This window comes from Bauldia sp. (assembly GCA_037200845.1).
Lineage (GTDB): Bacteria > Pseudomonadota > Alphaproteobacteria > Rhizobiales > Kaistiaceae > DASZQY01.
Map to the genome: position 1 here is coordinate 2582475 of JBBCGQ010000001.1, position 15863 is coordinate 2598337.

The 15863-nt window shown below is 68.2% G+C and carries 18 protein-coding genes; 7 read left to right on the forward strand and 11 right to left on the reverse strand.

The genetic code is table 11. The annotated features are described in order from the left end of the window. Positions 1–2 precede the first annotated feature (2 nt). From WDM94_12800 to WDM94_12830, 7 genes are all read right to left on the reverse strand, one after another. Entirely contained in the window at positions 3–479 is a 477-nt protein-coding gene (locus tag WDM94_12800; protein ID MEJ0013471.1) for a DUF1801 domain-containing protein, read from the reverse strand. Positions 480–490: 11 nt separating this feature from the next. Further along, a complete protein-coding gene (locus WDM94_12805; GenBank protein MEJ0013472.1) occupies positions 491–1741 on the reverse strand; it encodes an FAD-binding protein in 1251 nt (416 codons plus the stop codon). Beyond that, positions 1741–2604, reverse strand: coding sequence for a 5'-3' exonuclease (locus WDM94_12810; protein ID MEJ0013473.1), 864 nt, complete (start codon positions 2602–2604; stop codon positions 1741–1743). The genes WDM94_12805 and WDM94_12810 overlap by 1 nt, the downstream gene beginning before the upstream one ends. A 162-nt stretch (positions 2605–2766) precedes the next feature. Further along, the gene (locus WDM94_12815; GenBank protein MEJ0013474.1) at positions 2767–3591 is read right to left on the reverse strand and encodes a class I SAM-dependent methyltransferase; all 825 of its coding nucleotides are present in this window, start codon (positions 3589–3591) and stop codon (positions 2767–2769) included. A gap of 336 nt (positions 3592–3927) precedes the next feature. Then, positions 3928–4512: a hypothetical protein gene (locus WDM94_12820; protein MEJ0013475.1), complete on the reverse strand. Its 585-nt coding sequence runs from the start codon at positions 4510–4512 to the stop codon at positions 3928–3930. Positions 4513–4912: 400 nt separating this feature from the next. Continuing rightward, a complete protein-coding gene (locus tag WDM94_12825) occupies positions 4913–5203 on the reverse strand; it encodes a hypothetical protein (protein MEJ0013476.1) in 291 nt (96 codons plus the stop codon). Positions 5204–5440: 237 nt separating this feature from the next. Then, positions 5441–5893 (reverse strand): GatB/YqeY domain-containing protein, encoded by a 453-nt coding sequence (locus tag WDM94_12830; protein MEJ0013477.1) that lies wholly within the window; start codon positions 5891–5893, stop codon positions 5441–5443. Between the two features lie 150 nt (positions 5894–6043). On the opposite strand from WDM94_12830, the gene WDM94_12835 reads away from it, so the two are divergent. From WDM94_12835 to WDM94_12845, 3 genes are all read left to right on the forward strand, one after another. Continuing rightward, positions 6044–6874 carry a lysophospholipase gene (locus WDM94_12835; protein ID MEJ0013478.1) on the forward strand — a complete coding sequence of 277 codons (831 nt, stop codon included), beginning with the start codon at positions 6044–6046 and terminating at the stop codon, positions 6872–6874. 430 nt (positions 6875–7304) lie between these two features. Then, positions 7305–8483, forward strand: a complete 1179-nt coding sequence (carA, locus tag WDM94_12840) for a glutamine-hydrolyzing carbamoyl-phosphate synthase small subunit (protein MEJ0013479.1) — start codon at positions 7305–7307, stop codon at positions 8481–8483. A gap of 298 nt (positions 8484–8781) precedes the next feature. Next, on the forward strand, positions 8782–9033 hold the full coding sequence (locus WDM94_12845) for a GIY-YIG nuclease family protein (protein MEJ0013480.1): 252 nt from the start codon (positions 8782–8784) through the stop codon (positions 9031–9033). Between the two features lie 6 nt (positions 9034–9039). Here WDM94_12845 and WDM94_12850 read toward each other — a convergent pair whose 3' ends face one another. Then, positions 9040–10056, reverse strand: coding sequence for a histidine kinase dimerization/phosphoacceptor domain -containing protein (locus tag WDM94_12850; GenBank protein ID MEJ0013481.1), 1017 nt, complete (start codon positions 10054–10056; stop codon positions 9040–9042). A 181-nt stretch (positions 10057–10237) separates the two neighbouring features. Between WDM94_12850 and WDM94_12855 the strand changes: the two genes are divergently transcribed. Both WDM94_12855 and WDM94_12860 read left to right on the forward strand, forming a co-directional pair. After that, positions 10238–10696, forward strand: coding sequence for a hypothetical protein (locus WDM94_12855; GenBank protein MEJ0013482.1), 459 nt, complete (start codon positions 10238–10240; stop codon positions 10694–10696). Between the two features lie 194 nt (positions 10697–10890). Next, entirely contained in the window at positions 10891–11598 is a 708-nt protein-coding gene (locus WDM94_12860) for a Crp/Fnr family transcriptional regulator (GenBank protein ID MEJ0013483.1), read from the forward strand. Positions 11599–11602: 4 nt separating this feature from the next. Here the strand turns inward: WDM94_12860 and WDM94_12865 are convergent, their stop codons facing one another. After that, entirely contained in the window at positions 11603–12130 is a 528-nt protein-coding gene (locus WDM94_12865; protein MEJ0013484.1) for a DUF1003 domain-containing protein, read from the reverse strand. Between the two features lie 51 nt (positions 12131–12181). Beyond that, complete coding sequence (locus WDM94_12870; protein MEJ0013485.1) at positions 12182–13087, reverse strand: neutral zinc metallopeptidase; 906 nt, start codon at positions 13085–13087, stop codon at positions 12182–12184. A 431-nt stretch (positions 13088–13518) separates the two neighbouring features. Here WDM94_12870 and WDM94_12875 point away from each other — a divergent pair, with 431 nt between their 5' ends. Continuing rightward, positions 13519–15204, forward strand: a complete 1686-nt coding sequence (locus WDM94_12875) for a Na/Pi cotransporter family protein (GenBank protein ID MEJ0013486.1) — start codon at positions 13519–13521, stop codon at positions 15202–15204. Beyond that, entirely contained in the window at positions 15201–15422 is a 222-nt protein-coding gene (locus tag WDM94_12880) for a helix-turn-helix transcriptional regulator (protein ID MEJ0013487.1), read from the forward strand. Before WDM94_12875 ends, WDM94_12880 begins: the two co-directional genes overlap by 4 nt. Here the strand turns inward: WDM94_12880 and WDM94_12885 are convergent. Continuing rightward, on the reverse strand, positions 15419–15802 hold the full coding sequence (locus tag WDM94_12885) for a helix-turn-helix transcriptional regulator (protein ID MEJ0013488.1): 384 nt from the start codon (positions 15800–15802) through the stop codon (positions 15419–15421). The two genes, WDM94_12880 and WDM94_12885, sit on opposite strands and share 4 nt — an antisense overlap. Positions 15803–15863: the final 61 nt, after the last annotated feature.

Below are 15863 nucleotides of genomic sequence, written 5' to 3' on the forward strand. Positions count from 1 at the left end.
AACTACGCCAGCCAGCCGGGCAGCTTGCTCGCCTGCTTCACCCACGCGGCGAACTGCTTCTCGTCGAAGCCGTCGTCCTCGTGGATGTCGAGGTAGCGCGTGTTCTCGCCTTTGGACTCGCCGGGCGGCAGCGGCTTCAGCGAGGCGCCCTTGAAGAAGACGACCTTCACGTACTTGGTGAAGCAGTGGAAGCTGAGGAACCAGCCTTGGCCCGCGAGACCGTAGAAGGGCGAGTTCCATTTCACCGCCTTCTGCACGCCCGGCACGGTGCGCGTGACGAGCGCATCGATGCCGGCGGCGACGTCGCGCTTCCAGCCCGGCGTCGCGGCGATGTAGGCCGCGACCGGCGCGTCGCCATCGGCCTTGGCAATCTGCGGATTGCCGCCGGATAGCAGTTTTGGCTTCACAGCCTTGCCGGACGGCGGTTTCGCCGGCGCCTTGCGCGGCCTGATAGTCTTGGTCGTTGCGGGTTTGCGCATGGTGTCTCGCGCTACTTGCCGAGGATATATTTATCGACGAACGCGTTGCGGAATTTGCCGCCCGGATCGAGCTTGGCGGCGAGCCCGCGGAAATCGTCCATCCGCGCATAGCCGGCGCGCACTTTCTCCGGCGACAGCGAGAACAGTTTGCCCCAATGCGGCAGGGGATCGAGCGGCGCGAGTTGCGCTTCCATCTCGTGGAGCGCGCGGCGGACTCCGTATTCCTGCCGGAAAGTGAAGTGGAAGGCGACGACGTCGCGCTGGTAGGCGGGGCTGAGCCAGAGGTCGTCGGCAGCGATGGTGCGGATCTCCGACACCATGAGGTACGGCCCGAGCGCCCTGCCCCAGCGGCGAAGGATCGCGATGGCGTCCGCGGCCCGCTCGCGCGCCACGAAATATTCCGCCTGCAGCTCGGCGCCGCTCGACGGCGTGAAGTCCATGCGGAAGTGCGGCAGGCGGTCGTGCCAGGCGCCGGGCACGCCGAGCTGCTCGGTCGCGGCCGTCGCGTCGTGGCCGGGCAGCGGATGCATCTTCGCCGTCGCACGCGTGGCGCCGAAGAAATCGGCGCGCGGCATGAAGGCATCGGCGCGGCTCTTGATCCACACCTGGTTGATCGCGTCGCTCCGCCAGTCGGTGAACAGGCTGACGCTGTACCCGGCCGCGACGATCGCATCGAAATTCGCGGTGAGTTCGGCAAGCGGCAGGTCGAGCCACAGGTCCTGGCGGACCGTGAAGCTCGGCTCGACGGCGAGCGTCAGCTTCGTCATGACGCCGAGCGCGCCGAGATTGACGACGGCGCCGGCGAAGGTGTCGCCGTCCTTGTCGCGCGACAGCGTGCTGAGTTCGCCCTCGGCGCCGATGAATTCGATGGCGCGGACGGCGGTGGCGAGATTGCCGAGCGTTACGCCCGAGCCGTGCGTCGCCGTGGCGATGGCGCCGGCGATCGAGATGTGCGGCAGCGAGGCGAGATTGTGGAGGGCGTAGCCGGCGGCGTGGAGCGCGGGCGCAAGGTCGCCGTAGCGCGTGCCGCCTTCGACGGTGACGGTGCGCTGCGCCGCGTCGATCGACAGCGCGCCGCGCCGCTTCTCCAGCGACAGGTGCGTCGCGTCGGTGTCGGCGATGTCGTTGAAGCAGTGGCGGGAGCCGACGACGCGGAGTTTCGTCGCGGCGCGCACGGCGGCCTGCGCCTCGGCGACGGTTGCCGGCGCGACCAGCGCGGTCGCGTGATAGGCCAGGTTTCCCGCCCAGTTGGTGCCGGCCATCATTCCTCCGCCAGTTTTTCGAGACGCCCGGCGAGCGCGTTGAGGCCCCATTGTTCTACCAGCGCCGCCGCCTTCGCCCACGTCGGCTTCATGTCGCCGAGGCGCGGCAGCGGCGCCTTCGCGTCCATGGTCGCGATCTTGCGGTAAAGGCGGAGCGTGTCGGCCTGCGCCGACAGGCGACCGGCGGCGAAGGCATCTTCGAGCGTCGCGAAGTGCGTCAGCAGGTTGGCGGCGCCGATCGCGCCGACGCCCTTGGCGCCGGGAATGCCGTCGGAGGGATCGCCGCGGAGCGCGATGAAGTCGGGCACCTGCCGCGGTTCCACGCCGTAACGCTCGCGCACCTCCGCCGGCGTGACGCGCGCCCACTGCCCGCCGCCCATGGGATAGAGGATCGTGACGGCGTCGGAGGCGAGCTGGAAGGAGTCGCGATCGCCGCTCGCCACCAGCGCCGTGCCGCCGCGCTTCTCCTCGCGCCTGGCCGCGGCGGCGAGGAAATCGTCGGCCTCGTAGCCGGCGCCGCGCGCATTGGCGAAGCCGCAGGCCGCGACCAACTCGGGCATCAGCGCGAGCTGCTCGAGCAGCGCGTCGTCGAAGTCGCGGCCGGCCTGGTAGGACTCCAGCGCCTCGTGGCGATAGGTCGCCTCCTCCAGCGTGTCCCAGCCGACGACGACGGCGCGTGGGCTTTCCTGCTCGTAGAGGCGGATGAGCGTGTTGGCGAAGCCGACGATGGCGCCCGCCGGCCGCTTGTTGGCACGGCGGATGGTCTTCGGCAGCCCGTGATAGGCGCGGTGCGTGAACGAGTCGCCGTCGACCACCAGCAGCGGCCGCGTCGATGCCTTGCGCGGGCGTGGCGTGGCGGTCACGGGAAACAGCGGCGGCGCGGCGGCATGACCGGGATGATGCCCTGGCGGCGGAAAGGGCGCGAGAGGCGCTGCCGGATGTCTCTCTCCACAGGCTGTCCCCAGGCTATCCCCAACTTATCCACAGGTTATGCACAGGTTTGAGCACAGCCTTATCCCCACGCGTTAAGCCTTGGTGGCGATGGCATATTGGCGGTCGGCCCGTGCGCTGAGCGGCCTGACCTTATAGCCGCGCGTCGCGCCGATCTCGGCGACGGCCTTGACGATGCCCGGGTAGCGGTCCGGCGTCACGTCGTCGAAGACGATCATGTCGCCGCTCTGCTGGCGCGCCGCCACGTGCTCGAATTCAGCGATCACCGAGGGGTAGTCGTGCTGCCCGTCCAGGAAGGCAAAGTGGACACGCTCAGGCATGACGCGGTGGAGCGTCACGCGCGTATCGCCCCAGACGAACACGACGTGCGCGGCGATGAGATCGTGCCACGGCGCCAGCAGTTCGCGGCGGGTGCGCGGGCCGTCGTTGTCGTCGATGACGTTCCAGTGGATGGCGCGGTCGTGCGGCAGCGTGTCGAAGGTCAGGATCGTGCCGCCGGTGCCGGAGTCGGTGAGCGCCCTCGCCATGCACAGCGCCGAGAACCCGCGCGCGGTGCCGGTCTCCAGCACCGTCAACTGCCCTACGCCGCCGGCACGGCGGATGTAGTCGCGCAAGAGCGCGTAGAGCACGCGGCCGTGGGGCCAGGCGAGCGCCGATTTCTTCACGACCACCTGCGTGTGGAGCGCAAGGCCGTCGAGAAAACCGCGGTCGATGGCGAAGCCGCTCTCGGCTTCTATCGCGTCGATCTCGGGATAGGCCGCCTGCCGGGCCTTCTCATAAAGCGCCAGATACGTGGCGCGATCGGCCTGCGGGGCATTGCCGAACGGGCTGTCGGCCGCGGTTTGCCGCTCCATCCGGTCGGCGATCGTCAGGAGTCCCCGGGCAATCGAACGCAGCATGGTCAGGCCATCGTTGGCAGAAATCGACGGACAAGCCATGCACAGCGCCGCCCCGGAAGGCAACAGCCGGCACGGAGGCTACTGCCCCGGCGCACCTTCCGGATCGGGGATGTCGGCCGGCGGCACGGGTATGCCGCTGGCGTCGCGCGTGTTGGGGTAGAGGAACCAGCCGCGGCGGGCCGGCGGTGGCGGGGCCAGGAGTTCCAGCGGCGCCGGGCCCGTGATCGTCTGCGGACCGGCGTCGGCGGTTGTCCGTCGGCGGCGCCAGCGGCGCGGGTGCCGCAGGCGCGGGCTCGGCTGCCTTGTGCTCGGCGAGGATGCGGTCGATGTCCGACATCATCGCACCGACGTCGTCGCCCTGCGCGGCGGGCGCACCGGACGCGGCGGTAGCCGCGGGGAAGCGAGGCGACGGTCGGCGTCGTCGGGCGCAGGCGCGGCAGCGGCGGATTGGCCGGCGCCGCGCTCGGGCGCCGGCATCGGCTCGAGCGTGGCGGTGTTCGTGGCTGGCGCCGCTGCCTCCGTTGACGGCTCAATGGCCGCCGGAGGCGAGACGGTATCCGTCGCAAACGATCCGCTGCCGGTGTTGCCGTCGGGCGCGATGACGCGCACGCCCGGACCGGCGGTGTCCTCGATGGCGGGCGGCGGCGGCTCCAGCGCGATCGGCGCCGGCGGCTCGCTCACCGATTCCGTCACGGCCGGCGCGTTGCCGGTGATGACCTTGCCGAAGGTGGCGGCGAGAACGCCGATGCCGATCAGCACCGCGGCAACGCCGACGATGGCGACGCCCGGACGACGGCGGCGCCGGGCCTTGGGGTCGGGCGGCAACGGATCGATCGGCCGCGCCTCGAAACGGGCGCCGTGCGCGGCGGCTTCCTCCGACGAGGGCGCCGCGATCTCGGCGGAGCGCACCTTGCGCTCCATGGGCAATATCGTCAGGCGCGGCTCGACGCGCCCGTCATTGTCCGCCGGCTTGTCGCCATCCGGCGGAAATGAGCGAATAGCTCACCACGGCCTCCACCTCCATCGATCTTTCCGGCACTCGCCGCACCGCCCGCCCCGCGCATTCTACCCGCTCCCTCGATCCCTAAGTCCGAGGGCTCGGTTAGAGCGCGCCAATGCGGAAGTGTGATGGCTGAACTTCGCCGGTTCTAAGGCACGCGGCGCCCGTGTTAGGGTATCTTTCGATCACGGTTCGTGACGGGAGGAAAACCGATGCTGACGCGCCTCGCCTCGTTCGGCCTTGCCCTTGTCGCCGCAACCGGCCTCGCCACCGCGGCGCCGGTTGCCTTTGCGCCGGACGCCAGCGGCGCCATCACCTTCGTCATGCCGTCCGGCAACGTCGCCTGGCATCTACACGCCGGCCGGCGGCTCGTCGGTCTACACGCCGGCCGACGGCGGGCCGGAGCTGTCGTGCGACCGCCGCCGAGCCGACGTACCTCCGCTTCACCCTTGCCGCGAGCGGCCCGACCAGCGTCATCGGCGACGTCGGCGACCCCGGCTGCTGCGGCGGGTCGAATTCGTTCGCGTATGGGCAGACGTGGAACATGCCGCCGTTCTCGTGCACCTCGGCGACCAGCGGACTGGTGTGCAAGCGCGGCGGGAATGGGTTCACGATTTCGAAGAATAAGATCGAGGCGCATTAGTTTCGCGGTGATCGCCTGGCGATGCCGGTGGGGAGGAGAGACACCCCTCCCCAAAACCGCGAAGCGGTTTTGGCCCTCCCGCAAGGGGAGGGCTCAAGCGGAGTTTGTGGAGGCTCGGTGTTCCCACACGACGAACCATCCCCTTGCGGGAGGGTCAAAACGCCGTAGGCGTTTTGGGGAGGGGTGTGCCTCCTCCCCAGGTAGCGTCAGCCCAGCATCCCCTTCACCACTCCACTCGCCTTGGCGAAATCCATCTTGCCGGAATGCTTCGCCTTCAGCGCCGCCATCACCTTGCCCATGTCCTTGGCGCTCGTCGCGCCGGCTTCCTTGATCGCCTCGGCGATCGCGGCGCGGACTTCGTCCTCGCTCATCTGCTGCGGCAGGAAGGACTGGATGACCGCGATCTCGGCGCGCTCGTTCGCCGCGAGCTCCGGCCGCGCGCCCTTGTCGTAGAGCTCGGCCGACTCCTGGCGCTGCTTCACCAGCTTCTGCAGCAGCGGCAGCAGCGCCTCGTCGGATAGGTCGCCCTTGCCGCCGGTGCGCGCCTCGATCTCGGCGTTCTTGATGGCCGAGGACACCATGCGCAGCGTCGACAGGCGCGCCTTGTCGCCCGATTTCATCGCGGTCTTGGTTTCATCGGCGATGCGTTCGCGGATCATGGGCCCATCCTTGTGAATCGCGGGGAACATTAACGCAGTGGTGCGGAACGTGTCATAGACGGGAAACGGCCGCCTTTGCCAATATCGGCGATGGCACGGCTTGTGCCTGCTTGCGGCCGGCCAAGCATCCAAAACGAGGGGACCAGCACCATGGCAATAGTGAAGGAAGACAGCTTCGCCGGCACCGGCGGCAAGATCGCCTACCGCTCCTGGCTTCCGGAGGGCGCGCCGAAGGCCGTCCTGGTGTTCTGCCACGGCTTCAATGCCCACAGCGGATACTTTGCCTGGCCCGGCGCAAAGCAAGCGGCGCGCGGCTACGCCGTCTACGCCGCAGATCTCCGCGGTCGCGGCAAGTCCGACGGCACGCCGCGCTTCTATGTCGACGACATCAGCCAGTACACCAGCGACCTCGGCGCGATGATCAAGCTCGCCAAGTCGCGCCATCCCGGGCTGAAGGTCTTCCTGATGGGCCACAGCGCCGGCGGCGTCACCGCCGTCTACTACACGCTCGACAACCAGAACGAACTCGCCGGCCTGATCAGCGAAAGCTTCGCCTACAAGGTGCCGGCGCCGGACTTCATCATCAACGTGTTTGTCTGGCTCTCGTCGTTCTTCCCGAAGTTTCCGATCCTGGCGCTGAAGAACAGCGACTTCTCGCGCGACAAGCAGCACGTCGCCGAGATGGATGCCGACCCGCTGATCAAGGGCGAGAAGCAGCCGCTGAAGACGATCGCCGCGTTGAAGCTTGCCGGCGACCGTCTGCACCGCGAGTTCTCGAAGATCACGATCCCCGTGCTGATCCTGCACGGCACGGCGGACCACGCTACGCTCCCCGTGGGCAGCCAGGAGTTTTTCGACAAGGCCGGCTCGAAGGACAAGCAGATCAAGATCTACAAGGATCACTTCCACGACCTGCTTGCCGACGTCGGCAAGGAAGAGACGCTGGCGGATATCGAGGCGTGGTTGGATAAGCGGGTGTAGGGCGGCGCCACCCCTCTCCGCTTTCCCCGCGAAAGCGGGGATCCAGGTCGTCAGGCGAGAGCGCAACTGCCTATCGTGCCGCGCTCGCCACCTGGGCCCCGCCTTCGCGGGGGAAGCGGAGCAGGAGGAAGACGCCGGTCGATACTCGCGGCGTGGTTGGAGAAGCGGTGTGGCGGAATTTCGACCGGCCGCGTCCCCTCACCCTTCGCCTCTAGTTCGCTTCGCTCTCAAGAGGCGAAGCCCTCTCCCACAGGTGGGAGAGGGGACCTGCCTCACTATTGGTTTGTCCCCTCTCCCACCTGTGGGAGAGGGCTCTTTCTCTTGGCGAGCGCAGCGAGCCTAGAGAAAGAGGGTGAGGGGGCGACGCCGCTGCGGCCGCCGCCCGCACGCCTTTGACGCACCCGCCTCGCCTCGCTATCTAGGCGCCATCATGGCCGACTCCCCTGCCCCCTGGCACGACCCCGCCCCGACGGCGCTCCTGGCGCTCGCCGACGGCACCGTCGTCGAGGGCCACGGCATCGGCGCCGAGGGCCAGTGCGTCGGCGAGGTATGCTTCAACACGGCGATGACCGGGTATCAGGAGATCCTGACCGACCCGTCGTACGCCGGGCAGATCGTCACCTTCACCTTCCCCCACATCGGCAACGTCGGCGTCAACGACGAGGACATCGAGACGGTCAACATGGCGTCCGCCTCGGGCGTGCGCGGCTGCGTCATCAAGACCGACATCTCGGAGCCGTCGAACTATCGCGCCACGCGCCACTTCGATGCCTGGCTGAAGGCGCGCGGCATCATCGGCATCGCCGGCGTCGATACCCGCGCGCTGACCGCGCTGATCCGCACCGGCGGCGCGCCGAACGCGGTGATCATCCACGACCGCGGCGGCAAGTTCGACCGCAACGCCGTCCTCAAGGACGCGCGCGCCTGGCCGGGCCTTGTCGGCATGGACCTCGCGAAGGACGTCACCACCGGGCAGACCTACACCTGGGACGAGACGTCGTGGCAGTGGGGCAAGGGCTACGGCCGCCTCGCCCAGCCGAAGCATCACGTTGTCGCCGTCGATTATGGCATCAAGCGCAACATCCTGCGGCTGCTCGCCGACCACGGCTGCCGCGTCACCGTCGTCAAGGCAACCGCCACCGCCGACGAGATTCTGGCGCACAAGCCCGACGGCGTGTTCCTCTCCAACGGTCCCGGCGACCCGGCGGCGACCGGCGAATACGCCGTGCCTGCGATCAAGGGCGTGATCGACTCCGGCGTGCCGACCTTCGGCATCTGCCTCGGCCACCAGATGCTCGGCCTCGCTCTCGGCGGCAAGACGCTGAAGATGCACCAGGGCCACCACGGCGCCAACCATCCGGTGAAGGACCTGACCACTGGCAAGGTCGAGATCACGTCGATGAACCACGGCTTCGCGGTCGACCGCGACTCGCTGCCCGACAGCGTCGAGGAGACGCACGTCTCGCTCTTCGACGGATCGAACTGCGGCCTGAAGCTGAAGGACCGGCCGGTATTCAGCGTGCAGTATCATCCGGAGGCATCGCCGGGGCCGCGGGACTCGCGGTATCTGTTCGAGCGGTTTGTCGGGTTGATGGACGGGAAGCGCTAGGCGGCGCGCAGGCGCCACTCCGCCGGTCCACATTTCAGCAGCGACCGGTCAGCACTGTTTGCGCCGAACTGAGAGGCCGTCCCCCACCCGCCTCGCATTCGCTCGGCACCCTCCCCGCAGGGGGGAGGGAGGACATCCAATTCGCTCTGCACGTATTCTACAAGCGGTGGACGCGCTGCGGACTTCCCTCCCCCCTGCGGGGAGGGTGGCCGGCGGAGCCGGACGGGTGGGGGAACGCGTTCGTAACTAGCCCTCGCTCTCAACTTCGCATCAACATCTCACCAGCATCATCGGCTCCATGTTCTTCGTCTATCTCCTCGGCTGTTCCGACCATGACGGCGTCCGCACCTACGTCGGCTGGACGACCGATCCCGATCGCCGGCTTGGCGAGCACAACGCCGGCACCGGCGCGCGGTCGACGCGTGGGCGCGTGTGGGTGCTGCTGCATGTCGAGCAACTCGCCTCGAAGCGCGAAGCGATGAGCCGGGAGTGGCATCTGAAGCGTGACCGGCGGCGGCGCCGGCAGATCGCGGGAGCGATGCTGGCCTAGCGGCCGCTAGGCCGCGTGGGCGACGGTTACCGTCATGCCCTGCGCGCTGCTGGCGATGTCGAGCTGCGCGTCGAGTTGCTGGACCAGCGCCTGGACGATGCTTGTGCCGAGGCCGTTTGCCGCCGGCTTGCCCTCGCCGGTCGGGCGACCGACGCCGTCGTCGGAGACGGTGAGCCGCCACGCCGGGCCGGTGGCGCGGTAGGCGACGCGGATCGTGCCCGCGCGGTTGAGCGGGAAGGCGTGCTTGACCGCGTTGATGAGGAGCTCGGTCACGATCAGGCCGATGCTCACCGCCTGGCCGGAGACGGCGGCGCCCTCGCCCGCTTCGACCACGACGGCGATGGAGCGGTCGGCGCCGATCATCGACTTGCCGAGGCTGTCGCAGAGCTTGCGGAGATACGGGCCGATCTCGATGTGGTCGCCGAAGCCGGTGCCGCGCAACTGCTCCTGCACGGTGGCGACCGACATGACGCGCTGGTGCGCGTCCTCGAGGTGGCGGCGGGTTTCCTCCGACTGCACGGTGCGCGCCTTCATCAGCAGGATCGAGGCGATGATCTGCAGGCTGTTGGCGATGCGATGGCGCATCTCCTCAAGCAGCATCTCCTTCTGGCGCAGCAGTTCGTCCTTCTCGCGTTCGATGCTGCGCCGGCCGGTGACATCCTCGATCGCCAGCAGCAGCGCAGTATCGGCGTTGTCCTCGTCGAAGACGACGCGCGCGTTGAGCAGCAGCGTGCGCCGGCCGATGGTCGCGAAGTCGTGCTCGATCTCGTAAGCTTCCACCGTCTGGTGCAGCGGGATCACTTCCTCCAGCAGCTTGCGCAGCGCCGGGATCTCCCACTGCCCGTCGGCGAGCTCGTAGAACAGGCGGCCCTGCGTCGCCGACGGCGACACGCCGAACGCCCTGTAGAACGAGCGGCTGGCGGCGAGCACGCGCAGATCGCGGTCGAGCATGACCAGCGGCTCGTGCACCGTATCGACGATGGCGTCCGCCAGCGAGCGGGGCGTTCCGGCCCTGCGGGTCATTGCTGCTTCCGGCATGGCGCAGGCAGCGCACGAATGGGCCGCAATAGCGAGTCAATTCGACGTGGTTGCAGAGTGGGACACCGCCCGCGGCGTTCGCCGCCGTTCGAATAACCGGCAACGCTGGCGTGTTGACGGCGCGGCTAGGGGGCTCGAGCGCGTGCTCGCGCCAGGAGATATCGACATGTTGAAATCGTTCACCACCGCGGCCGCCATTCTTGCGGCCGTCACATTCATGACCGGAACGGCCGACGCCGCCGGCTACGGCACACCGCCCGCACCGATGCATTCGATCATGAAGCCGCCGGTGCACGTCAAGCCGGTCCTCGCGCTCGCGCCGGCGCATCTTGCCCGCACCGGCAAGGGTCTCGTCTGGGTCGATGCGCGCGGCTTCGCGCTCTACACCTTCGGCAAGGACCCGAAGGGCCAGTCGACCTGCTACGGCGCCTGCGCCGTCGCCTGGCCGCCGTTCCGCGCGGCGATGAACGCCAAGAGCTTCGGCAAGTGGAGCGTCGTCCACCGCATGGGCATGTTCGGCAACCAGTGGGCCTACAACGGCAAGCCGCTGTATTTCTGGTTCAAGGACACGCGCCCCGGCCAGGTGACCGGCGACGGCGTCAACGGCTTCCACGCCGCGCATTAGAACTGCCCGGCACGAAAATCGAAAAGGGCGACGGCGCTGTCGCCCTTTTCCACTTTTTCCCGCCCGAACGGTGCGATATCGCACCGAATTTTCGCTAACCACGGAACATTCCGCCGCGTACGCTCTTTTCAGGTCCGCAGAACAAGCGAACCGGCCGGGAGCGCTTCGCTGTCCCGCGCCCAACACGAGCTGACGTGGCGCGCACGAAAACTCAATTCCGTAACCGCATCCTGCAGAAGCTGGTCGAGACCGACCCGGCGCTGGTGCGCGATGGGCTGTCACCGGTCGAGCTGCCCTTTCGCAAGTCGCTGCAGGCTGTCGGCGGGCCGATCAGCGAAATCTATTTCGTCGAGCACGGCATCATCTCGGTGGTCGCAGCCAACGGCCGCCAGCGCAAGCCCGTCGAGGTCGGCCTGATCGGCCACGAAGGCTGCACCGGCGTCGAGCTGATCCTGCACGACGACCGCTCGCAGCACGACGTCTACGTCCAGGTCGCCGGCGAGGGCTACCGCCTGCCGGCCAAGCTGCTGATGACGGCGATCGGGGAAAGCGCATCCTTCCGGCGCATGCTGCTGCGCTTCGCCGCGACCTTCCTCATCCAGGTGACGGAGACGGCGCTCGCCAACGGCAGCGCCACCATCGACGCGCGGCTGGCGCGCTGGCTGTTGATGGCCAACGATCGCATGGAGGCGGACGCCCTGCCCTTCACGCACGAATTCCTGGCGCTGATGCTGGGCGTGCGCCGCGCCGGCGTGACGCTGGCGATCCAGGAACTCGCCCGCGACGGCCTGATCGACAGCCGCCGCGGCAAGGTTTCGATCATCGACCGCAAGGGACTGGTCGACCGCGCCGCCGGCACCTACGGCCGTGCCCATGCCGAGCTGCAGCGCCTGCTCGGCTGACGGGTCAGATCTTCCTCACCTCCGCCCGCACGCTCTCGATCAGCGTCGCCAATTCCTGCGCGCGGATCTGGTCGAGCTTCTCGTGCAGCGCCGCGATCTCGATCTCGGCCTTGAGGTTGACCTCGTAGTCGTGCGTCGCGGCGATGCGATCGCGCGCCGCGGCGCGGTTCTGCGACATCAGGATCAGCGGCGCCTGCACCGCCGCCAGCATCGACAGGGTCAGGTTGAGGAAGATGAAGGGATAGGGATCGAAGGCGTGCGTGGCGAGGAGCACGGTGTTGAGTGCCGACCACAGCGCGATGAAGACGCCGAAGCCGATGATGAACTTCCACGAGCCGCCGACCGACGCGACGCGATCCGCGAGGCGCTCGCCGAAAGTCGAGCTGTTCTCGAGGTCGATGTTGATGTTGCGCGAGACGGCGAGGCGGCGGACGCAGCGCTCGATCACCGCCCGCTCGTGCGGCTTGAGGTCGCCCTCGTCCATGGCCAATAGCTGTTCGGCCAGCGCGCCGATGGCTTCGTGATGTTGCATGGATATCTCCCCGCGGAAAACGCGACTCGGAAACTACGTCAGCGAAAGAGTTTACACCGCGTTCGGCGTGAACGTGTCGCAGGCGTCGAGCGTACCGCCGTTATAGCCGCGCTTGAACCAGCGGCTGCGCTGCTCCGAGGTGCCGTGGTTGAAGCTTTCCGGCACAACGTAGCCCTGGCTGCGTTCCTGGATGGCGTCGTCGCCAACCTGGGCCGCCGCGTTCAGCGCCTCGTCGATGTCGCCGACGTCGAGGAAGCCGCGCTTCTCCTCGTCGTGCGCCCAGATGCCGGCGTAGCAGTCGGCCTGCAGCTCGATGCGGATGGACAGCTTGTTGGACTCCGCCTCGCTCACCTGCTGACGCTGCGCATCGATCTTGGGCAGCGTGCCGATCAGGTTCTGCACGTGGTGGCCGATCTCGTGCGCGATGACGTAGGCCTCGGCGAAATCGCCGGGCGCCTGGAAGCGCTCCTGCAGTTCGCGATAGAAGGCGAGGTCGATGTAAACCTTGCGGTCGTTCGGGCAGTAGAACGGACCCTGCGCCGTCTCGGCGTAGCCGCACGCCGACTGCGTGCCGCCGTCGAAGATGACCAGCGTCGGGTCCTCGTACGTCCTGCCGGCCGCGGCGAAGATGTCGTGCCATGTGGTCTCGGTGTCGGCGAGCACGGTCGCCACGAACTGGCCGTCGTCGTCGCTGGGCGTGCCGACCTTGCCCGTGGTCTGGCTGCCGGTACCGCTGCCCGACGAGATCGGCGCGCCGCCCTCCATCTGGCTGAGCAGGTCGAGCGGGTTGATGCCGGCGACCCAGCCGACGATCAGGATGACCGCGATGGCGCCGATGCCGAGGCCGCCGCCCCCACCCATGCTCATGCGCGGGCCGCCGAGCCCGCCGCCCATGCCGCCGCCGGTCCCGCGGCGATCCTCGATGTTGGTCGACTCGCGACGTCCGCGCCATTCCATGGAAGTTTCTCCGCCAGCGGATGAACGGCCGAACCTAAGGGAAGTTCCCCGCCGCGAACAGTGACCGGCATCGCAGAGGGAAAAGTTGCGCGCCGATGAAACCTTGTGCCGGCTTCCCGCGTACCTGTGCCCGAGGGCACCCGCGCCGTCGTGGCGCGGCGGCCAGGGCGCAAGCCGCCGGCAGGCCCGCGAAGATGTGGGGGCGCCCTCTCAACACCGCGGGCGTCCTCGCAGGTCCCGCCCTCTCCCCCCGGTGAGGGCGGGATTTTCTTGGCTCCATCAGGCGCACGATGTGCGCTTCACAAGACGCACCACGTGCGTTATATGAGTCGTTGGGAGGCGGATAGAAATCAGACCAAGGACGAGAGACTTGCCCAGCCTTCCCTGCCCCTCGCGGCGCCCTCGCCTTTCAAGCATGGCGGCCGGCTGACATGGGCACCCTCGTCCTCCTCGACCTCATGGGCGGCGTCGCGCTGCTGCTCTGGGGGCTGCACATGGTGCAGTCCGGCATACTGCGCGCCTTCGGCTCCGATCTGCGCTACTTCCTGGCGAAGGCGCTCGGCAACCGCTTCTCGGCGTTCGCCGCCGGCCTCGGGCTGACCGCCCTCCTCCAGTCGTCGACCGCAACCGGCCTGATGACCGCGTCGTTCGCGGCGCAGGGCATGGTGGCGCTGGTGCCGGCGCTGGCGATCATGCTCGGTGCCAATGTCGGCACGACACTGATCGTCCAGCTTCTCGCCTTCAACGTCGCGGCGATCGCGCCGGTGCTGTTCGTCATCGGCCTCGTCGCCTTCCGCGCCGGCGAAGGCACGCGCGTGCGCGACATCGGCCGCATCGCCATCGGCTTCGGCCTCGTGCTGCTGGCGCTGCACATCATCATCGACCGGCTGGCGCCGGCCGAGAGCGCGCCGAGCGTCCGCGTGCTGCTCGACGCGATCACCGGCGACCCGATCATGGCGATACTGGTCGCCGCGATCTTCACCTGGGCGGCGCATTCGAGCGTCGCCGCGGTGCTGCTGATCATGTCGCTGGCGTTTTCGCATTTCGTGACGCCCGACGCGGCGCTGGCGATGGTGCTTGGCGCCAACCTCGGCTCGGCGATCAATCCGATACTGGAAGGCGCCAGGCGCGACGACCCGGCGAGCTACCGCCTGCCGGTCGGCAACCTGCTCAACCGCCTCGTCGGCATTGTCCTGGTGCTGCCGTTCCTCGGCCCGATTACGCACGCGTTCACCGCCTTCGCGCCCGACGCGGCACGCATGACGGCGTTCTTCCACATCGCCTTCAACCTGGCGCTCACCGTGCTGTTCATCGGCCTGCTCGATCCGTTCGCCGCGCTGCTGGTGCGCCTCTTCCCGGCACGGCAGAAGGCCGCCGACCCTTCGGCGCCGCGCTACCTCGACGAAAGCGCGCTCGACACGCCGTCGCTGGCGCTTGCCGACGCGGCGCGCGAGACGCTGCACATGGGCGACGTCGTCGAAACGATGCTGCAGAAGATCATGACCGCGATCCTCACCGGCAACCGCGCACTGGTCGCCGAGGTGAGCCGCATGGACGACACCGTCGACAAGCTCGACGAGGCGATCAAGCTCTACGTCACCAAGCTGACGCGCGGTTCGCTCGACGAGCGCGAGGCGCGGCGCGCCACCGAGATCATCTCCTTCTCGATCAACCTCGAGCACGCCGGCGACATCATCGACAAGAACCTGTCGGAGCTCGCGGCGAAGAAGATCAAGCGCAAGCTGCAGTTCTCGGCCGAGGGCGCGGCGGAACTCGCCGCCTTCCATCGCCGCATCCTGGAGAGTCTCAGGATCGCGCTCGGCGTCTTCATGTCGGGCGATCCGGTCGAGGCGCGCAAGCTGATCGCGGAGAAGACGGAACTGCGCAACGCCGAGCTCGCCGCCGCCGAGCATCACATCGAGCGGCTGCGCGAAGGCCGGCGCGAGTCGATGGAGACGACGTCGCTGCACCTCGACATCCTGCGCGACCTGAAGCGCATCCATTCGCACATCGCCTCGGTCGCCTACCCCGCGCTGAATGCCGCCGGCGTCGGCGGCGCCGCGGAAGCGAAGCCGGCGTCGTTCGTGGCACTCGGCACCAAGCCGGCACGGCAATGACCCCGGCGGCGTTCAAGGCGTGGCGGAAGGCGATGGGCCTGAAGCAGAAAGAAGCGGCGGACAAGCTGGGGCTGAAGAAGCGCGTCATCCAGTACTACGAGCACGGCGCCCGCGACGGGAAGAAGATCGAGATTCCGAAGGCGGTGGAACTCGCCTGCTATGCGCTCTCGATCGGCGTCGAGGAATACGACGGCAAGCCGAAGAGCCGCCGGCGTTAGGACGCGGCGGCGAGGCTCGCCGCTTCGGCCTGCGCGGCGCGCACCAGCGCGGCGCGCTCCGGCTCCGACAGGGCGGCCGTGATCAGCGTGTCGAGCACGCCGGGGAAGCGCGCCTCAAGATCGGCGCGGCGGAGCGAGATGTAGCGCGAGGTGCCGGCAATGCGCGTCTGCGTGACGCCCGCCTCGCGCAGCTTGGCGAGATGATAGGTGAGGTTCGTCTTGGAGCCGAAGGCCTGGAAATCGCCGCAACGCGTCTCGAACGGCTCGCCGTCGCCAAGCGCCAGGAAGGCGACCACCGCCAGCCGCGTCGGATCGCTCAAGGCTTCCAGCACGCGGGCCAGCTCGATTTCGTTGGTGTTCGGATGAGGCAGGGTTCGCATGGGTTGCAAATAGCTGTAATCGCAGGTAATTTCAATAGTACGAATATTTTTGAACTTCGCC

Coding starts and splice junctions, on each gene's coding strand:
- WDM94_12845 (MEJ0013480.1), top strand. CDS start 8,782: ATGTTCTTCGTCTATCTCCTCGGCTGTTCCGACCATGACGGCGTCCGC.
- WDM94_12805 (MEJ0013472.1), bottom strand. CDS start 1,741: ATGGCCGGCACCAACTGGGCGGGAAACCTGGCCTATCACGCGACCGCG.
- WDM94_12850 (MEJ0013481.1), bottom strand. CDS start 10,056: ATGACCCGCAGGGCCGGAACGCCCCGCTCGCTGGCGGACGCCATCGTC.
- WDM94_12885 (MEJ0013488.1), bottom strand. CDS start 15,802: ATGCGAACCCTGCCTCATCCGAACACCAACGAAATCGAGCTGGCCCGC.
- WDM94_12820 (MEJ0013475.1), bottom strand. CDS start 4,512: ATGGAGCGCAAGGTGCGCTCCGCCGAGATCGCGGCGCCCTCGTCGGAG.
- carA (MEJ0013479.1), top strand. CDS start 7,305: ATGGCCGACTCCCCTGCCCCCTGGCACGACCCCGCCCCGACGGCGCTC.
- WDM94_12800 (MEJ0013471.1), bottom strand. CDS start 479: ATGCGCAAACCCGCAACGACCAAGACTATCAGGCCGCGCAAGGCGCCG.
- WDM94_12835 (MEJ0013478.1), top strand. CDS start 6,044: ATGGCAATAGTGAAGGAAGACAGCTTCGCCGGCACCGGCGGCAAGATC.
- WDM94_12880 (MEJ0013487.1), top strand. CDS start 15,201: ATGACCCCGGCGGCGTTCAAGGCGTGGCGGAAGGCGATGGGCCTGAAG.
- WDM94_12815 (MEJ0013474.1), bottom strand. CDS start 3,591: ATGCTGCGTTCGATTGCCCGGGGACTCCTGACGATCGCCGACCGGATG.
- WDM94_12855 (MEJ0013482.1), top strand. CDS start 10,238: ATGTTGAAATCGTTCACCACCGCGGCCGCCATTCTTGCGGCCGTCACA.
- WDM94_12870 (MEJ0013485.1), bottom strand. CDS start 13,087: ATGGAATGGCGCGGACGTCGCGAGTCGACCAACATCGAGGATCGCCGC.
- WDM94_12830 (MEJ0013477.1), bottom strand. CDS start 5,893: ATGATCCGCGAACGCATCGCCGATGAAACCAAGACCGCGATGAAATCG.
- WDM94_12875 (MEJ0013486.1), top strand. CDS start 13,519: ATGGGCACCCTCGTCCTCCTCGACCTCATGGGCGGCGTCGCGCTGCTG.
- WDM94_12865 (MEJ0013484.1), bottom strand. CDS start 12,130: ATGCAACATCACGAAGCCATCGGCGCGCTGGCCGAACAGCTATTGGCC.